Origin of the sequence: Leyella stercorea (genome assembly GCF_021531355.1) — a bacterium.
In the GTDB taxonomy this organism is placed as follows: Bacteria; Bacteroidota; Bacteroidia; order Bacteroidales; family Bacteroidaceae; genus Prevotella.
On sequence record NZ_JADYTS010000012.1, the window covers coordinates 34,454 to 52,346 of the forward strand.

At 49.8% G+C, this 17,893-nt stretch carries 18 protein-coding genes and 1 pseudogene; 18 read left to right on the top strand and 1 reads right to left on the bottom strand.

All coding sequences use genetic code 11. The features are described from left to right. Positions 1-24: 24 nt before the first annotated feature. From I6E38_RS04890 to I6E38_RS04975, 18 genes are all read left to right on the top strand, one after another. Complete coding sequence (locus I6E38_RS04890; RefSeq protein WP_235392955.1) at positions 25-2,565, top strand: hypothetical protein; 2,541 nt, start codon at positions 25-27, stop codon at positions 2,563-2,565. Positions 2,566-2,579: 14 nt separating this feature from the next. Continuing rightward, entirely contained in the window at positions 2,580-3,305 is a 726-nt protein-coding gene (locus I6E38_RS04895; RefSeq protein WP_005816118.1) for a hypothetical protein, read from the top strand. A gap of 27 nt (positions 3,306-3,332) precedes the next feature. Continuing rightward, positions 3,333-4,097, top strand: coding sequence for a DUF5045 domain-containing protein (locus I6E38_RS04900; RefSeq protein ID WP_005816119.1), 765 nt, complete (start codon positions 3,333-3,335; stop codon positions 4,095-4,097). Positions 4,098-4,140: 43 nt separating this feature from the next. Next, positions 4,141-4,971, top strand: a complete 831-nt coding sequence (locus I6E38_RS04905) for a phage antirepressor (RefSeq protein WP_005816120.1) — start codon at positions 4,141-4,143, stop codon at positions 4,969-4,971. A 15-nt stretch (positions 4,972-4,986) separates the two neighbouring features. Next, on the top strand, positions 4,987-5,388 hold the full coding sequence (locus I6E38_RS04910; protein ID WP_005816121.1) for a hypothetical protein: 402 nt from the start codon (positions 4,987-4,989) through the stop codon (positions 5,386-5,388). Further along, positions 5,388-6,518 (top strand): hypothetical protein, encoded by a 1,131-nt coding sequence (locus tag I6E38_RS04915; protein ID WP_005816122.1) that lies wholly within the window; start codon positions 5,388-5,390, stop codon positions 6,516-6,518. The genes I6E38_RS04910 and I6E38_RS04915 overlap by 1 nt, the downstream gene beginning before the upstream one ends. 65 nt (positions 6,519-6,583) lie before the next feature. After that, entirely contained in the window at positions 6,584-6,985 is a 402-nt protein-coding gene (locus I6E38_RS04920; protein WP_005816123.1) for a hypothetical protein, read from the top strand. Between the two features lie 3 nt (positions 6,986-6,988). Further along, positions 6,989-7,603 (top strand): conjugative transposon protein TraK, encoded by a 615-nt coding sequence (gene traK / locus I6E38_RS04925; protein ID WP_005816126.1) that lies wholly within the window; start codon positions 6,989-6,991, stop codon positions 7,601-7,603. 12 nt (positions 7,604-7,615) lie between these two features. Further along, complete coding sequence (locus tag I6E38_RS04930) at positions 7,616-8,035, top strand: hypothetical protein (RefSeq protein WP_005816127.1); 420 nt, start codon at positions 7,616-7,618, stop codon at positions 8,033-8,035. After that, complete coding sequence (gene traM, locus I6E38_RS04935) at positions 8,019-9,161, top strand: conjugative transposon protein TraM (RefSeq protein ID WP_005816128.1); 1,143 nt, start codon at positions 8,019-8,021, stop codon at positions 9,159-9,161. The genes I6E38_RS04930 and traM overlap by 17 nt, the downstream gene beginning before the upstream one ends. A gap of 69 nt (positions 9,162-9,230) precedes the next feature. After that, positions 9,231-10,076, top strand: coding sequence for a conjugative transposon protein TraN (gene traN, locus I6E38_RS04940; RefSeq protein WP_005816133.1), 846 nt, complete (start codon positions 9,231-9,233; stop codon positions 10,074-10,076). Positions 10,077-10,147: 71 nt separating this feature from the next. Next, a complete protein-coding gene (locus tag I6E38_RS04945; protein ID WP_425285375.1) occupies positions 10,148-10,621 on the top strand; it encodes a hypothetical protein in 474 nt (157 codons plus the stop codon). 8 nt (positions 10,622-10,629) lie between these two features. After that, positions 10,630-11,283, top strand: a complete 654-nt coding sequence (locus I6E38_RS04950; protein ID WP_005816136.1) for an Lcl C-terminal domain-containing protein — start codon at positions 10,630-10,632, stop codon at positions 11,281-11,283. Between the two features lie 66 nt (positions 11,284-11,349). Beyond that, entirely contained in the window at positions 11,350-12,258 is a 909-nt protein-coding gene (locus I6E38_RS04955; protein WP_005816138.1) for a fimbrillin family protein, read from the top strand. 80 nt (positions 12,259-12,338) lie between these two features. Further along, complete coding sequence (locus I6E38_RS04960; protein ID WP_005816140.1) at positions 12,339-14,528, top strand: type IV secretory system conjugative DNA transfer family protein; 2,190 nt, start codon at positions 12,339-12,341, stop codon at positions 14,526-14,528. A gap of 53 nt (positions 14,529-14,581) precedes the next feature. Next, positions 14,582-15,079 (top strand): lysozyme family protein, encoded by a 498-nt coding sequence (locus I6E38_RS04965; protein WP_005816141.1) that lies wholly within the window; start codon positions 14,582-14,584, stop codon positions 15,077-15,079. A gap of 88 nt (positions 15,080-15,167) precedes the next feature. Continuing rightward, the gene (locus I6E38_RS04970) at positions 15,168-16,376 is read left to right on the top strand and encodes a putative resistance-associated DNA invertase (protein WP_005816149.1); all 1,209 of its coding nucleotides are present in this window, start codon (positions 15,168-15,170) and stop codon (positions 16,374-16,376) included. A 505-nt stretch (positions 16,377-16,881) separates the two neighbouring features. Then, positions 16,882-17,454, top strand: coding sequence for a UpxY family transcription antiterminator (locus I6E38_RS04975; RefSeq protein WP_008021340.1), 573 nt, complete (start codon positions 16,882-16,884; stop codon positions 17,452-17,454). Positions 17,455-17,732: 278 nt separating this feature from the next. Here I6E38_RS04975 and I6E38_RS04980 read toward each other — a convergent pair. Continuing rightward, positions 17,733-17,893 (bottom strand): annotated as a pseudogene (locus tag I6E38_RS04980) (IS1380 family transposase); the annotation flags it as partial.

Genomic DNA, 17,893 nt, shown 5'->3' on the forward strand with positions numbered 1-17,893 from the left:
GTAAAAACGTAAAGTAGTGAAGCAATGAGACGTTTATACCTTATTATAATATATATGTGTCTTACACTTGTCGTGGGAAGGGTTCATGCGCAGTATTACAGCGTGAACTACGACAAGCAGATCGTTGCCGCCATGGCTGCCGCATTCGGTGCTGGAGCTATGGCAGAGAGCTATTATAACGAGCAGGTGGGCGAAATCTTGAAGCACTACAATGCCGCAGAGGTTGCCACTGCCGGCATCTTCGCTGCCAAGTTCTTGGAGCGCAAGGCATTCACCGACCTCGGCATTTGGAGCAGTAGCACGGAGAACTACTATTACCGCCGCATCCACAATATGGTGGCGAACAAGATTATGCCCAAGATATGGACGGTGGCAGGAATGATGCTGAAAAGTCCGCAGACCGCCCTCTACTGGGGCAGTTACCTGATGAAGATATGCGCCGACACAAAGTCGCTGTGTATGCAGTTTGAGAGTGTCGTGACCAACAGTAGCTTGACCTTTGCCGACATTCAGTTCTTGGAAATCAACCAAGAGATAGCCGCCATCCTCAAACTCTCGGAGATAGGCAATGTAGATTGGCAGCAGCTGTTGGATGACATCGCCAGTGTGCCCGGCAACTTCACCGTGGAGAACCTCACCGCCGACATCGAGACGCTTTACAATATGGGAGCATCGTTGGCGACGGCAGGTATCAACGGGGCATCAGGCGCACTCTTGCAGCAGAGTGCCTTCAACGACCTTTTCAATGGCAAGGTGAGTAAAATCATCGACATCTATGACAACCACCATGACCTCTATGAACAGGCAGAGAACGGCATCGGCAGCACACTCCTTAGTCTGGTGGGTGGCGAGGACAACGTGGCAGCCCTCTTCGACCTCTCCAACTACAACATCACCTCGTGGATGACAGACTATCTGAGCGAGACGCAGGGCAACTACTATACACAGCGTTGGTACATTGCCCGACGAGACCAAGGCAGCGTAAGCCTCTGTGACTACTATCCGCCGACCGATGACAACAGTATTCTGAACGGTGACCATTGGTATCGTATCAACACCTCCGACCCCAACTTCTACCCTAACAGCACGCAGCGAGAGCAGATACTGGCCAACTCGGAGAACCATGCCGGATGGAGCCGCAGCCGTGTGCAGCAGCTCAACGCCCAGAGCGACGGCTTCACCTATACGATGAACTATTGGATGTCGTCGTACATCATCAGCCGTGGCGGCAAGCAGACCAAGAAGGCCTACGCCTACGAGATACACGTTACCAAGAGCTGGAACAACGTGGAAGAGGTGTATGAGGATGTCTTCGACTCCTACAGCATGGACTTGAATACCTTCAAGCGTCAGTTGCAGGCACGTCTCTCGGAGTATAACGACAACGAGGAGGGCTATGTCTATTACATCGGCAGTGACGCACGCCGTTACTATCAAGCCACCGATGCCGCCAAACTGAAGGGCGTGGAGAGCGTGACCATCAGCGTCACCTGTTCGGACGGTGTCACCCTCGGACAGGGCAGCACGCAGTACAAGTGCCGTGAGTGCGGCGGTTCGCTCAATGCCCACAGCAAGGAATGCGCCATGAGGACAAGCGTATCAGAAAATAATCTCGACCTATCGGAACTGGACGAGAAGGAACGTGAGGCGAATAGCAAGATAGCCCTGTTGGAGGCGCAGATAAGCCAGTTGGAGACAGAGAACAGGAACCTGCTCACGCAGATAGCCAATGCCTCTGTGGAGGAAGCCCCTGCCTTGCGGCAGCAACATAATGTCAACAAGACGAAGATAGACAACCTGAAGAAGGAATTGGCGACATGGCAGCAGCAGTTGGCAGACATACAGAATGCCAAGAGCGAGGCGGCTAACGACAATGCCACCTCCACCGATGACTACTACCGCATCCCTGCCATCATGCAGGATGTGAAGTCAGCCTACAATCTCACGTGGCAAGGTGCCGGTTCGTGGAACGGCTACACCTACGTCCGAACTGCCACCATGCCCAACATCAACGGCATTATCACCTTCAAGGCGACACTGTCCATTGCAAGGAAGCCCAAGTACTTCCTTGGCATCAAGATACACCGTGCGATACTGCAAATATCGTGGGAGCTGACCTCGGAATACACCGACACACAGGTGGTGGATGTGCTGACCCTTGACCCGAATGCCTCTGACGAGGAGAAGACGAGGCAGGTGAACAGCCGTATCTCGGAGATAGCCCAGGAGTTCCCGTCGTGCAGCATCACCACAGAATATGCCAAGAGCGAGGCAACCCAGACCGCCGACAATGACGATGTAATACACCTGCTCTGGTCGAGCGACCGTCTGGAGATAGCCCGTGAAGTAGATAGCCGTATCACCAAGATTTACGCCGACTTGGTATCATTAGAAAAAATGATGCACTACAAGCGCAGCATCATTGACGTGCTGAAGGACATTCTTCCTTCAATCGACGCAGACCAAGGTCGCAGAAGGACACTCATTGAAGAGTGCTACGAGCGATGGAGAGAGAATGCAGACCCTAACAGAGGGAATGGTGAAGATAACGAGAACGAAAACTGAGGGAGGAACGGAGAATGAGACATACCATCATCATAGCTCTCCTGCTGATTACCCTCTTCCCCAATACAGCCTTGGCGCAATGGGGATTCGATGCGGTATCGGTGGAAGCATACATCAACGACCACAAGAAGCAGCGCAGCCTCTTGCTGGCACGCAGCACTTTGGAGTACAGCAATCAACTGCTGCATGAATACAGCAGTGAAGAGGTGGGCAAATACAAGGAACTGAATGTGGATTTGGACAAATACACCCGGGCCTTCGACATCATCGATGTGATGTACCAGTCGTTGCGCACGGTGCTGAACGTGAAGAGCACCTACCAGACGGTGAGCGACCGCATCAGTGACTACAAGAACCTGTTGGAGGACTTCAATGATAAGGTCATCAAGCGGAAACACATCGAACTGGCTGACACGATGCTCATCAGCATCAACAAGAAAGCCATCGACAACATATACAACGAAGGAAGCCAACTCTACCATAGCGTCAACGACCTCGTGTTGTATGCCACAGGAGCGGCAGCCTGTTCAACTTCCGACCTGCTGATGGTGTTGGACAATATCAACAATTCGTTGGACCTGATAGAAAAACATCTGAACCAAGCCTACTTCCAGACATGGCGGTATGTGCAGCTGCGCATGGGCTATTGGAAGGAGAAGGTGTATCGGACGAGGACGAAGGAAGAGATACTGGAAGATGCCTTCAGCCGATGGAAAGTGGCAGGAAAACTTGACTATTGACGGATTGTAAACAAAAGAAGAACGGACATGAAGAAGACAATGATACTCATCATGGCGGTAGCAACCACCATCAAAGCCACAGCCCAGAGCGTGACCTACAACCACGACTCCTCCAAGCAGAACCAGATAACGGTGATGGAGACAGGTGGCGGTTCTCTCACCCCTGAGTTCTATTATTGGCTGTTACATAACAACTATAAGAAGACAGCGGCAGAGAAGAACAAGTTAGGTTTCCGCACTCTTGCCGGCATCAACCTCTACAACCAAGTAGATGATGCGGAGAAGATAGACTCTGCCCTCACCAAGCGTGCTGAGGTGGAAGCCTTGAACGTAGCCGACCGACAGATAGACCTCGCCTGGCTTGCCGAAAGCAGCAAGATCAACGGTCAGTTGGACAAGATGAAGGCGAACATAGACCATATCATCCCTACAGGAGGCACCATCAACGACAAGCGTCGGTGGGAGGAACTGTACAATATGTACCAGTGTGCCGTGAAAGCCACCAAGGATGCCTATATGCCCAATGCACAGAGAAAGCGGCAGTATCTTAGCATCTATGCCGACCTGACGACACAGAACGAGACACTACTGAAATACCTTGTGCAGCTCAACACCCAAAGCCAGACTACCGCCCTCTTGGCAGCCACCAACGACCGTGTAGTACATAAAGGCAGCATCATCAGCGATGCCAAGAGCCGTTGGCAGGAAAACATGAAGGGCGTGAGGAGCTCGACAGGCACTGACGGCGATGATGCCAACAGCGGTGAGGGTGAAGAAAGTGTGAACAGATAGAAATAAGGGAAGAGAAGAAATAATCACAAAACAGCATAGAGATATGAACGATATTCAGATTTTCAACAACGAGGAATTTGGAGCAGTCCGAACCACAGGAACACCAGAGCAACCCTTGTTCTGTTTGGCTGATGTGGCAAGAGTTCTTGGACTAAAAACCAGCAAGTTGGTACAACGACTTTCGGATGATGTACTTTCAAAGTACCCCATCTCGGATAGTCTTGGAAGAGAACAGGTTACAAACTTTATCAATGAAGACGGACTGTATGATGTCATCCTTGACAGTCGCAAACCCGAAGCCAAACGTTTCCGCAAGTGGGTGACATCGGAGGTGCTCCCCTCTATCCGCAAGCATGGTGCCTATATGACACAGCAGACCATCGAGAAGGCATTGGCAGAGCCAGACTTCCTGATACGGTTAGCAGTCAATCTGAAGGAAGAACGACAAAAGCGTCTGCTTGTCGAACAGGAGTGTGAACACCAAAGGACACGCATCGTTGAGTTGGGATCCAAGGTGGATGACCTGCAACAGGAGGTGACGGAGATGAAGGACAAGGTGAGTTACCTTGACATCATCCTTGCCACGAAGAGCAGTGTCCTGGTCACACAGATAGCACAGGACTATGGCGAGTCGTCCATCCGCTTCAACCGACGTCTGAAGGAGATGAACATCCAGTATCAGCGTGGCAAGCAGTGGATTCTGTATGCCGACTACAAGGACTGCGGTTATGTGACCAGCGAGACCTACCTCATTAAACACAAGGACGGTACGGAGGATGTGCGCATGAACACCAAATGGACACAGAAAGGTCGCCGCTTCCTCTATGAGAAACTGAAGAGCGTGGGAGTCATTCCTGTTATCGAAAGAACATAAAATAAAGAAATAGCTATGGAATCAATATCAAAAATACAGTTACGTCTCTATGCCGCCAAGAGGAAAAACGGCAAGTGGCAGTTGGAGATGTCAAGGATGCCGAAGCGAATCAGCGTTATCGGCAGGACACCCATCGTTGATGAGCATTATATGCCATCTGATTTAGAGGTAGTTTCAATGTCAAAGCTTCACAAATATGTCGGAAGTTACTACGGCAAGATTGTGAAGACCCTCAAAGAGGAAGGCATCATCACCAAGGAATATGGAATGTGGAAACTGCGTGAAGACCTTCAGGACAAGGGCATTGCGGTATATGTCACAGGCAGGATGCGCTGCTTCTACCACTTCTATCTGTCATGGACACCGAAAGGCATAGAGTTTATCAAAGAGATTATCAACAATAGAACCAGGCACTGATGGCAGACAACATACTCAGCGATTTCGGCATCAACATCCTCGAAGAGGAGATTGACGATGTGATATTCCAGACCAACGAGTTCCTGACCGATGCCACCTTCACAGGCTCACAAGGGCCGTTCTGGTGGATCCTCCAAATGTGTATGGCATTGGCGGCACTGTTCTCTATCATCGTGGCGGCAAGCATGGCCTACAAGATGATGGTGAAGAACGAACCGTTGGACGTGATGAAACTGTTCAAGCCCTTGGTGGTGAGCATCATCCTCTGTTGGTGGTACCCACCTGCTGACACAGGCATGACCAACAGCGGCAGCAGCTGGTGCGTATTGGATTTTCTATCCTATATTCCCAATTGCATCGGCAGTTACACCCACGACCTCTATGAGGCAGAGGCGACCCAAATTTCCGACAAGTTTGAGGAGGTGCAGCAGTTGGTATATGTCAGGGACTCGATGTACACTGACCTCCAGGCACAGGCAGACGTGGCGCATAAGGGCACATCAGACCCCAACCTGATAGAGGCGACGATGGAGCAGACGGGCGTGGACGAAGTGACCAACATGGAGAAGGATGCCAGCAAACTGTGGTTCACCTCACTGACGGCAGGGGCCGTGGTGGGCATCGACAAGATAGTGATGCTGATAGCCCTGATCGTGTTCCGCATCGGTTGGTGGGCGACGATATACTGTCAGCAGATATTGCTCGGAATGCTCACTATATTCGGTCCAATACAATGGGCATTTTCGTTGCTGCCCAAGTGGGAAGGAGCGTGGGCGAAGTGGCTAACCCGTTATTTGACAGTTCATTTCTACGGAGCCATGCTCTACTTCGTCGGTTTCTACGTCCTGTTGCTGTTTGATATTGTGCTCTGCATACAGGTAGAGAACCTGACGGCCATCACCGCCAGTGAGCAGACGATGGCAGCCTATCTGCAAAACTCGTTCTTCTCGGCAGGCTATCTGATGGCAGCGAGCATCGTGGCGTTGAAATGCCTGAACCTCGTGCCCGACCTTGCGGCATGGATGATACCAGAGGGCGACACCGCCTTCTCAACCCGAAACTTCGGCGAGGGCGTGGCACAACAAGCCAAGATGACGGCTACGGGAACCATGGCGACCGTGATGAGATAACATGTGAGTGTGCGGTGAGTCACCGCACCTCCTATTGAAACAAATAAAAGTAACCATCAAGAAAAATGAAAGCAAAAAATGAAATTGAGCGTTGGCTCAAAGATGAGAAATTCATGGCGTTTGCCAACAAGCGTGCAAAGGAAGAGTTTTTCAATTCCGAAAACAACTACATCGACCCACAGTATGAGGAGATGGCAGAAGGCTTTGAGGATAACGACGAGTATGTAGTGCCTATGGTAGATTACCTGAGTTATCGCTTGCATCGTGCCAAAATCTACAGAAATCGACGGAGACGTGAACGTGACATCTGGTGGGTGTGGATCCAACTGAAATACGAAGGCATCTACGTAGAGGCTTGCATCAAGTATTACGCCAAACTGGTGGAAGAAGTTGAGAAGGACATATACACCATCCTGCACCGTGAATATGTGAGAATGAAGAGAAATCAGACCTCAAACAAGCAGTAACGTATGGTAATCAAGAACTTAGAAAACAAAATCAAGCTGGTGGGCATCATCTGCTCTGCGTTCCTCATGGGCTGCATCATCATCTCGGTGTCGAGCATCTGGACGGCGCGCTGCATGGTGACGGACGCGCAGCAAAAGGTGTATGTATTGGACGGCAACGTGCCCATACTGGTGAACCGCACCACGATGGAGGAAACGCTGGATGTGGAGGCAAAGAGCCATATCGAGATGTTCCACCATTACTTCTTTACGCTTGCTCCCGATGACAAGTACATCCGCTATTCGATGGAGAAGGCGATGTATTTGGTCGATGAAACTGGTTTGGCGCAGTACAATACGCTGAAGGAAAAGGGCTTTTACAACAATATCATGGGTACGAGTGCCGTGTTCAGCATCTTTTGCGACAGCATCAAGTTCAACAAGGAGAAGATGGAGTTCACCTACTACGGTAGGCAAAGGATAGAGCGAAGGAGCAATATTCTGATGCGTGAATTGGTGACGGCGGGACAGGTGAAGCGCGTGCCGAGGACGGAGAACAATCCTCATGGACTGCTCATCACGAACTGGAGAACCTTGCTCAACAAGGATATTGAGCAGAAGTCGAAGTCAAACTTCTAATATCCTAGCGGTATGAGTGTAAAAGGAATCAGACGGATGCTTGTGGGCGAGGATATGCCCGACAAGAACGACCCCAAGTACAAGAAGCGGTATGAGAAGGAGGTGGCGGCAGGGCGCAAGTTTGCCAAGACCGCGAGGATAGACCGTGCGGCGGCTAAGGTGCAAGGCTTTGCCAATGCCCACAAGACGCTGTTTCTCGTCATCGTCTTCGGCTTTGTCGCCACGTGCTTCGGCATCAACATCTACAGGATGGTGCGGTATTACGGTCATCGGACGGAGGCTGCAAGTGCCATCGAGCGGCAGGAAGGGCGCATGAAGCAGATGATGAATGCAGCCCATTGCATCACTCCTCCCGTGACGCATCGAACCAACGAGGAGAATCGAGACAAGTCAGTAACATCAAAATCAGACAGCGATGAGAATAACAGATAAGATAAACTTCCGTCAGCCGAAGTACATGCTGCCAGCCATCGTGTACATCCCGTTGATTGCCACAGGCTATTTTGTCTTTGACATGTTCAATACGGAGGTGGCGGAAACGCAGGACAAGAACCTGCAGACCACCGAGTTTCTGAACCCCAACCTGCCCGGAGCGCAGATTAAGAATGGTGACGGCATCGGTGGCAAGTATGAGAACATGGCGAAGTCGTATGGTCGCATAGCAGACTATTCGGCTGTTGATAACATTGAGCGTGACAACGAAGAAGAGAAAGAAGCGTATGAATCCAAGTACACAGAAGAAGACCTTGCGGAACTCGTCCGTCAGGCAGAAGAGAAGGACGATGCAGCCGAAGTGGCCGATGCCAAGGCGCGAGAAGCGGAAGCACTCGAAGCACTCAACAAGGCACTCGCCGAAGCGAGGCTGAGAGGACAGGCGGCAGTTGCCCCCGTGGCCCAGGATACCACACAGGCTGGGCCTCCCAAGGAGCAGATTGAGGTGAAAGGTCAGATTGCCGAGGACAGCAAGGCGGTGAAGGCACTGGACGAGGAGGACAAGGCACAGGAGGTGGTGAAGAAGGTGAAGGTGACTTCGGACTATTTCAACACCCTGACGCAGAACGAGCATGAGCCAAAGCTCATCAAGGCCATCATTGACGAGGACGTGAAGGCTACGGACGGGTCGAGGGTGCGGCTGAGACTGTTGGACGATATTGAGATTGGTGAGACCGTGGTGAAGAAAGGGTCGTACCTCTATGCCACCATGAGCGGTTTCGGTTCGCAGCGAGTGAAGGGTAGCATCAACTCCATCCTTGTGGATGACGAGCTGATAAAGGTTTCGCTTTCGCTTTATGACACGGACGGACTGGAGGGACTGTATGTCCCCGGCAGCCAGTTCCGTGAGACCACGAAAGATGTGGCGAGCGGTGCTATGCAGAGCAACATGAACATCGACCAGAGTGGAGCGAACAACAGTTTCTCGCAATGGGGAATGCAAGCCGTGACCAATGCCTACCAGAAGACAAGCAATGCCATCAGCAAGGCTATCAAGAAGAACAAAGTGAAGCTGAAGTATGGGACGTTTGTTTACCTTGTAAATGGGAAAGAGAAAAGGAAATAGACACTGCCCGACAACGGAATTGTCGGGAACGGTGGCTCATAGAGTATAAACATCAAAAAATCAACTAATATGAATTGTTTTCAGAAAATGAATGTCTGTGCATTGCTTTCGCTGAGCGTGCTTTCAGCCAAGGCGCAGACCACCTACATGGAGATGGAGCAGCTGACGGTCAACGACCAAGTGACCACCGTCATCACCGCCTCCGAACCCATCCGCTTTGTCGATATATCCACAGACAAGGTGGTGGGCGACCAACCCATCAACAACACCATCCGCCTGAAGCCGAAGGACAACGTGTATGCCGACGGTGAGGTGTTGGCGATAGTGACAATCGTGACGGAACGCTACCGCACGCAGTATGCACTGCTCTATACCACGAGGATGCAGGAGGCAGTAACCGATAAGGAAATAGAATGCTCGGAGCGCAATGCCTACAACAATCCCGCTGTAAGCCTGTCCACTGCCGACATGACCAAGTATGCACGTCAGATATGGTCATCGTCTGCCAAATACCGCAACGTGGCGACGAAGATGCACCGCATGGTAATGCGCCTGAACAACATCTACAGCGTGGGCGAATATTTCTTCATCGACTTCTCCGTGGAGAACAAGACCAACATCCGCTTCGACATCGACGAGATGCGCATCAAACTATCGGACAAGAAGCAGAGCAAGGCTACCAATGCGCAGATAGTGGAACTGACCCCATCTCTTGTGTTGGACGATGCGAAGACCTTCAAGTATGGCTATCGCAACGTGATTGTGGTGAAGAAGATGACCTTCCCCAACGACAAGGTGCTGACCATCGAGCTGTCGGAAAAACAGATAAGTGGACGCACCATCTCGCTCAGCATCGACTATGAGGATGTGCTGTCTGCCGATTCGTTTAACCATATACTGTTGGAGGAGGAATAATGAGAATTAGGAATGAGGAATTAGGAGTGAGGAATTGGCTTGTGCATACCTTACTCGTTGTCATCTGTTTTATGGCAAGCATGACTCCGGCAATGGCGCAGCAGAATAGCGACCGCATATCCTTGGGGTTCGGATGCCTGTATGAGCGAGGACTGGACGTGACGCTGTCCTACGAGTATGAGACGAAGTACCACAATGCGTGGGAGTATTTTGCAAACGGATATATCAAGTGGAACGAGTGCGCATCGTGCGGTCATGTCTGTCCTGAGAGTTTTTGGAACAACTACCGCAGTTATGGTTTCGGCTTTGCCTATAAGCCCTGTGTGGCAAGAGGACGCAACCACCATGGCAACATGCGCATAGGAGCATCGGCAGGTAGCGATACTGACAGGTTCTTGGGTGGCATCCACCTCGGCTATGAGCAAAACTATACACTCAGACACGGCTGGAAGCTCTTCTGGCAGGTGAAGACCGATGTGATGATCAAGGGTGAAGACCTGTTCAGAACGGGTATTGTCCTGGGTGTGAAACTTCCTGTAAAATGACTATGCGTATGAAGAAACTGTTTTCAATCTTGGCAGTTGCGGCAACGGTGTTGCTGACTGCCTGTGACGAGCATCAGGACTTTCCCGACACAGCCATGAAGGTCACCCATATCTTGACCACTGACGGCAAGGTGATGCCCTACGAAACCTACGAGCAATCGTGCAAGCAAGCCATTGCAGTGGTGTTCAACGTCAATCAGAGGGAAGAAATGGAGGGAAACGGATATGCCGTCTATCTGTGGGACATCGCTCCCGAAGCCTTTGCTGACAGTATCGGTGTGGAACAGGACACATCCTGTGACCTCACCGCCTACGACGGCAACAAGAACACTTTTGCCCTTTATGGCACGACCGATGTGAAGTCGCCTTTGGCTGAGCGTGTCTTCGACATGTGGCGTTACGGGCAAAGTGCCTATATCCCCAGTGTGGCACAGATGCGTCTGCTCTATCATGCCAAGGACATCATCAACCCATACATCCTGAAATGCGGCGGCACACCTATCCCCGATGAGGATGATGACTGTTGGTATTGGACTTCAACGGAGGTAGAAGGACAAGCGACCGCCAAGGCATGGCTTTACTCACTGGGAAGCGGTGCCATACAGGAGACTCCCAAGTGGCAGCCGCATAAGGCGAGACCCATCATCACGATTATGGATTAGCCCATATACAGACATCGAGTATCACCCGTATCATCATCAAAGTACAACAATTAAAAAAGAAAAAGCATGAAAAAGAATTTGTTTCTAATGTTGGGACTTGGAGCCATGCTCCTCACGTCCTGTGACCAAGACATCGTCAATGAGATTTACCTGCCCGGTGGCGGAGGTTCTGTGGTCGTGACCGACAGCACATCAACCAAGCAGCTTCAGGTATTCACCAATCTGGAGATGCTGCAACCTGCCGTTTCCACACGAGCCGTTGACAACCAGTGGGAACTCAATGATATGATTGGCATCTCTTCCACAGGGATGATCAACAATATGAAGTTCACCCGAAGCGGCGGCACGAATCAGTTTGTGTCAGCCAACAAGGTGTTTTTCACGGACACAGACACTCACACCTTCAATGCCTACTATCCCTATACGGCAAATCCTACCAACGACCTCATAGAGTTCCAAGTGCCGGAGGCAGCTGTACAGAGTGAGCAGAAGGTCAATGATTTTCTGTTTGCCAGTGGAGCGGCATCATACGCCAATCCGAGCCTTACATTGAACTTCACCCATCAGATGGTGCGTGTCATCATCAAGGTCTATACCTCACCAGAATACGGTTTCACCACCAATGATTTTGCAGGAAGCCTACTCACGTTCGTCGGTTATTTTGACAGCGGTACTTTCAACATCAAGACCGGAAAGGTAGAATGCAGTGACGAGTCGGTGACGACCTATTATTTCGGCGACCCACAAAGTGACCACATGGAATATACGCTTTATGTTCCTGCACAGGTTATGCCAGACATGACATTGCAACTCAGCAATGGGGAGAACTTCGTATTCCTCACAAACGACACGTGGAAAGCGGGTCATTCCTACAGCTATTCATTGAAGCCTGTACGCAACACCTTGGAGGTCATATCTGCAACTATTTCTCCGTGGACAGTAGAGTCTGAGAAGACCATCAACGGCTACGAATAAAACTCATAAGAGGATTGGAGGGTGTCCACCGTGGCATCCTTCATCTTTTCTCATTATCACCCAACATCATCGTAAAGTAAATGGAAGAAAGCAAAGAGTTACAGGGTTTTTACAAGATATTCAGGGCGGTGATTTATGTCTCCATCCTGATGGAGTTCTTCGCCTACGCACTGGAGCCGGAGCAGTTGGACTTCTTGGGCGGCGTAGTGACGGATATCCACACTCGCATCAAGCGGTGGATGATTTACCATGACGGCAACCTCGTGTATAGCAAGGTGGCTACGTTCCTGCTGATATGTATCACCTGTGTGGGAACGCGCAACAAGAAGCATCTGGAGTTTGACGCTCGCAGGCAGGTGCTCTATCCGCTGCTGTCGGGAGTGCTGCTGATTGTGCAGTCCGTATGGCTGTTCGGTCATTCGATAATGCCCTGTTTCTATACCCTCCGTTTGAACACTTGGCTCTATATGCTCACTTCCATCGTCGGTGTCGTATTGGTGCATATCGCCCTCGACAATATCTCTAAGTTCCTGAAGGAAGGGCTGCTGAAAGACCGCTTCAACTTCGAGAATGAGAGCTTTGAGCAATGCAGGGAGTTGCAGGAGAACAAGTACAGCGTGAACATCCCTATGCGCTATTATTACAAGGGCAAGTTCCGCAAGGGATGGGTGAACATCGTCAATCCGTTCCGTGGCACATGGGTTGTGGGTACTCCTGGTTCTGGTAAGACCTTCTCCATCATCGAGCCGTTTATCAGGCAGCACAGCGAGAAGGGCTTTGCCATGGTGGTGTACGACTATAAGTTTCCCACTCTCGCCACCAAACTCTACTATCATTACTTGAAGAACAAGAATGCCAAGGACAGCAAGATGCCCCATGGCATGAAGTTCAACATCATCAACTTTGTGGATGTGGAGTATTCGCGCCGTGTGAACCCCATCCAGTTGAAGTACATCAACAACCTTGCCGCAGCGAGCGAGACCGCCGAGACCCTGCTTGAATCCCTGCAAAAAGGCAAGAAGGAAGGCGGCGGTGGCAGCGACCAGTTCTTCCAGACCTCTGCCGTCAACTTCCTTGCCGCCTGCATCTATTTCTTCTGCAACTACGGCAAGGAGCCCTACGACAAGGACGGAAAGATGCTGATTGCCGAGCGGCGTGAAGACCCAAAGACGAAAAGGCTGATACCCACAGGACGGGTGTTCGACCATTCGGGCGCGGAGGTGCAGCCCGCTTATTGGTTGGGCAAGTACAGCGACATGCCACATATCCTATCGTTCCTCAATGAGAGTTATCAGACCATCTTCGAGGTACTTCAGACCGACAACGAGGTAGCCCCCTTGCTTGGCCCGTTCCAGACTGCCTTTGCCAACAAAGCCATGGAGCAGTTGGAAGGTATGATTGGCACGCTACGTGTCTATACCTCCCGTCTCGCCACCAAGGAATCTTACTGGATATTCCACAAGGACGGCGATGACTTCGACCTGAAGGTCAGTGACCCGAAGAATCCAAGTTATCTGCTCATTGCCAACGACCCCGAGATGGAGAGCATCATCGGTGCACTGAATGCCTTGATTCTCAACCGCCTTGTAACGAGGGTGAATACAGGACAGGGCAAGAACGTTCCTGTCAGCATCATCGTCGATGAGTTGCCGACCTTGTATTTCCACAAGATAGACCGACTGATAGGCACAGCCCGAAGCAACAAGGTGAGCGTGGCACTTGGCTTTCAGGAACTTCCGCAGTTGGAAGCCGATTATGGCAAGGTGGGTATGCAGAAAATCATCACCACCGTGGGCAATGTGGTGAGCGGTTCGGCAAGAGCCAAGGAAACCCTCGAATGGCTGTCGAGTGACATCTTCGGTAAAGTAGTGCAACTCAAAAAGGGCGTGACCATCGACCGTGACAAGACCTCCATCAACCTCAATGAGAATATGGACAGCCTGGTGCCTGCAAGCAAAATCTCCGATATGCCCACAGGTTGGATATGTGGACAGACCGCCCGTGACTTCGTAGTCACCAAGACCGGGATGAACGGAAGCATGAACATCCAGGAGAGCGAGGAGTTCAAGACATCCAAGTTCTACTGCAAGACCGACTTCGATATGACGGAAATAAAGAAGGAGGAATCGGAGTATGTCCCTCTCCCTAAGTTCTATAAGTTCAAGTCGAAAGAAGAGCGAGAGCGCATCCTCTACAAGAACTTCGTTCAGGTTGGGGAGGACGTGAAAGCCATGATTAAAGAGATTCAGCAGTTCCGCACTATGATGTAGTGATATTGATTAGAGTGCGGTGAGACATCGCACCTCCTATATAAAATAATGTAATGAGAAGATACATCATCGTACTATTGAGCATGTTGGCCATCTGTAGCGTGCCCTGTCAAAGCCAAACCATTGACAGGGCACTGTTTGAACGGATGGTAGCCATTACCAAACACTTCGAGGGTTGGCACGACCCAAAGACCACACCGGGCTATGTGGGCTATGGTCACCAGCTACAGAAGGGAGAGCGTTTCCCGAAAACACTGACACGTCAGCGTGCAGATTTGCTGTTACGGACAGACCTCCTCCGGCACCTGCGCCTATATGCCCGTTATGGCAGGGATGCTTATCTGCTTGCCACCCTCTCGTACCAGATTGGACCAGCCAAGTTGTTAGGCAATGGACGATACCCGAAAGCGTCCCTGCTCACCCGATTGGAACGTGGCGACAGGGACATCCTGCCACTCTATCTGAGCTATTGCAAATGGAGGGGAAAAGCAGTGGCATCCATTAGGAAACGGAGGTGGGTGGAATATCAGCTGTTGTATGCCGAGCGGTGAGGCACCATCCCTCCTATACCTGTTTGTCTGTCACTTATATTATATATAAAGGTAATAATTGCAATTTCAATGTTAAAGTCAGAGCATTATGGCATCCATCAAATTAAAGTTCAGAACATCATCTGTTCAAGAGAAAGAGGGTCGCCTGTATTATCAGGTGATACACAATCGTGTGGCACGTCAGATCCATACAGAGTACAGAATCTATTCCTCAGAGTGGGATGCGGACCATTCAAACATCATTTTGCCAACTTCCGTCACTCCACAACGTCAAGCCTATCTTCTTTCCTTGAAAGATACATTGGATGCTGACAGGAAGAAACTGCTGTTGGTCATTGCACGGTTGGACAAGGAAGGGCAGTCATATACAGCAGACACCGTCGTTGACAACTTCCATGAGGGAAAAGAATTACATGGCATTATCGGCTATACGCTGGAGTTGAACGAAAAACTGAGACGCATCGGCAAGAAGCGGATGGTAGCAAGGTACAAAACCACCCTCAACAGCCTCCAGCGTTACCTGAAAGGAGGCGATGTGCCATTGGAGGAAGTCGATGGGACAACGATACAAGGCTATGAACAGTGGCTGAAAGACAGCGGACTGTGCCGCAACACCACCTCTTTCTACATCCGCAACCTGCGCACCATCTACAATCATGCCGTAGATGACGGACTGGTCATCTCTTCCTCACCGTTCAAGCATGTATATACCGGCATCGACAAGACCGTCAAGCGGGCACTCCCCTTGGAAATCATCAAGCAACTGAAAGAGCTGGACTTGAGTCTGAACCCCCGTTTGGAGCTTGCAAGGGATATGTTCCTGTTCAGTTTCTATACCCGTGGGATGTCGTTCATCGATATGGCACAACTTACACCAAGCAATCTGCATGGCAGTACGCTCATTTACCGCCGTCAGAAGACCTCACAACAGTTGCACATCAAATGGGAACCTGCCATGCAGGAGATAGTGGCGAAGTACAAAACAGATGATTCTCCCTACCTGCTCCCTATAGCAAAAGGAGAGGGAGCCATATTCTGGAGACAGTACAAGAATGCCTATAGCCGTATCACCAAGCAGTTGAAGAAAATCGGAGAAATGATAGGCCTGTCCGTACCCCTGACCACCTACGTAGCCCGCCACTCCTGGGCAAGCATAGCCAAGAGCAAGAACGTGCCCGTATCTACTATCAGCGAGGCATTGGGGCATGACTCCGAGAAAACCACACAGATATACCTCTCCTCATTGGACACCTCTGTCGTTGACAACGCCAACAATCTCATCATCAATTCTCTTTAGGAGGTGCAGCGTCTCACTGCACCTTTATTTCAATATTTATAACTATTGTATTGCGGTGTGATACCGCAACTATAATAAAAAAGTCGGGGATTGTTGAGCAAAAAGGTGTTTCTCTCTTTAAGAGAAACTCTTCGGGATGCAAAAATATGAAAATAACTCCAATTCACCAAATTATATAGCGACTTTTTTACAAAAATGCTAAAATTTGTTGATTTCCGTCAAGCAATTGTTGAGCAAATATGTCTTTTACGATAAAATGATACCTCAATATCAACTGTTTAGCAAAACGATATTTCTCTTAAAGAGAGAAACATCTTTTGCATACCTTTTCCGACCGAATTTTTATGTCGTAAAGAGGGGCTTTGCAGGGGGTGGACTCAGAAAGATGAGAATAGATGACTATTGTAGTTGAAACACATAGAAAGTTGCTGATATACAGACCGATACGCATATCGGGATGAACCATGAGTACGTTCTTTTCTCAAAAAACACATGTCAAAACAGTATGGTGAATGTATTGGACAAGGATAAGATACTGTGGTATGTCATGCGGGCCTACAAGAACGAGAATACTGCCGAAGATCGGCTCTCTAATGAAACGTATGGCTTAGAGTATTTCATACCCAAGCAGAAAGTCCTTCGCACTGTCAAGGGCAAGAAAGTCTTTTTCATGGTACCCGTCATCCATAGTCTGGTGTTTGTGCATGCAAGTCATCAGAAGATTGTTGATTTCAAACACAATTATTATTACGACCTACAGTTTGTCACATGGAAAAGTGGCGGAGAACTTGTCTATCTGACTGTACCTGATGAAGACATGACCAACTTCATCAAGGTGTGCAAGCAGGCAGATGAAGAGGTACACTTCTACAAAATCAGCGAAATCAACAAGGAAAAAGATAAAATCAACATTGAAAAAGGTAAAAGAGTAAGGGTACATGGCGGACCGTTCGACCAGGTGGAGGGCTACTTCATAAAAGTGGCAAAAAAGAGAGGTCGGCAGCTTGTCGTCATTATTCCCGACCTACTGGCGGTTTCAGCTGAGGTGAAGCCGGAATATATTCAAATCATAGACTGAGATTATGGAAACACGAATTACCCCCCCCGAATTGATTGATACAGAGGGATTAGTACAGGACAGACCGACACAAACGGCCTATTAAAGTTAGATAGAGAATGAGTTTAACCTAAAATCCGCAACTATCATCCAATACACGATTAAGGGTAGATTTATGAGTCGTTAGTAGCAGCTTTCAGTAAAAAGCAACAGCACAACATCAATATGTAGCCACCATCCCCTTACCCCACGATGCGACTTGAGGTAATACGCAGATTCAAACCGGAAAGAAAGGATTCTTATCCGAATTCTGTTTTGAAGGGTTTTGCATAAGCTCGGTTCTCTGTGTAGATATTCAGCACGTATTGCCTTGCAGTCATGATCCACTTGGCAGGTACGGAGATGAATCTGAAGACAAAAGCCTTTATGCGACTCGTTTTCTTGAGCCCAAAAGCCTTGG

Bases quoted from the DNA above. Each gene is read 5' to 3' on its own strand.
- I6E38_RS04890 (WP_235392955.1), top strand. From the start codon at position 25: ATGAGACGTTTATACCTTATTATAATATATATGTGTCTTACACTTGTC.
- I6E38_RS04895 (WP_005816118.1), top strand. From the start codon at position 2,580: ATGAGACATACCATCATCATAGCTCTCCTGCTGATTACCCTCTTCCCC.
- I6E38_RS04900 (WP_005816119.1), top strand. From the start codon at position 3,333: ATGAAGAAGACAATGATACTCATCATGGCGGTAGCAACCACCATCAAA.
- I6E38_RS04905 (WP_005816120.1), top strand. From the start codon at position 4,141: ATGAACGATATTCAGATTTTCAACAACGAGGAATTTGGAGCAGTCCGA.
- I6E38_RS04910 (WP_005816121.1), top strand. From the start codon at position 4,987: ATGGAATCAATATCAAAAATACAGTTACGTCTCTATGCCGCCAAGAGG.
- I6E38_RS04915 (WP_005816122.1), top strand. From the start codon at position 5,388: ATGGCAGACAACATACTCAGCGATTTCGGCATCAACATCCTCGAAGAG.
- I6E38_RS04920 (WP_005816123.1), top strand. From the start codon at position 6,584: ATGAAAGCAAAAAATGAAATTGAGCGTTGGCTCAAAGATGAGAAATTC.
- traK (WP_005816126.1), top strand. From the start codon at position 6,989: ATGGTAATCAAGAACTTAGAAAACAAAATCAAGCTGGTGGGCATCATC.
- I6E38_RS04930 (WP_005816127.1), top strand. From the start codon at position 7,616: ATGAGTGTAAAAGGAATCAGACGGATGCTTGTGGGCGAGGATATGCCC.
- traM (WP_005816128.1), top strand. From the start codon at position 8,019: ATGAGAATAACAGATAAGATAAACTTCCGTCAGCCGAAGTACATGCTG.
- traN (WP_005816133.1), top strand. From the start codon at position 9,231: ATGAATTGTTTTCAGAAAATGAATGTCTGTGCATTGCTTTCGCTGAGC.
- I6E38_RS04945 (WP_425285375.1), top strand. From the start codon at position 10,148: ATGGCAAGCATGACTCCGGCAATGGCGCAGCAGAATAGCGACCGCATA.
- I6E38_RS04950 (WP_005816136.1), top strand. From the start codon at position 10,630: ATGAAGAAACTGTTTTCAATCTTGGCAGTTGCGGCAACGGTGTTGCTG.
- I6E38_RS04955 (WP_005816138.1), top strand. From the start codon at position 11,350: ATGAAAAAGAATTTGTTTCTAATGTTGGGACTTGGAGCCATGCTCCTC.
- I6E38_RS04960 (WP_005816140.1), top strand. From the start codon at position 12,339: ATGGAAGAAAGCAAAGAGTTACAGGGTTTTTACAAGATATTCAGGGCG.
- I6E38_RS04965 (WP_005816141.1), top strand. From the start codon at position 14,582: ATGAGAAGATACATCATCGTACTATTGAGCATGTTGGCCATCTGTAGC.
- I6E38_RS04970 (WP_005816149.1), top strand. From the start codon at position 15,168: ATGGCATCCATCAAATTAAAGTTCAGAACATCATCTGTTCAAGAGAAA.
- I6E38_RS04975 (WP_008021340.1), top strand. From the start codon at position 16,882: ATGGTGAATGTATTGGACAAGGATAAGATACTGTGGTATGTCATGCGG.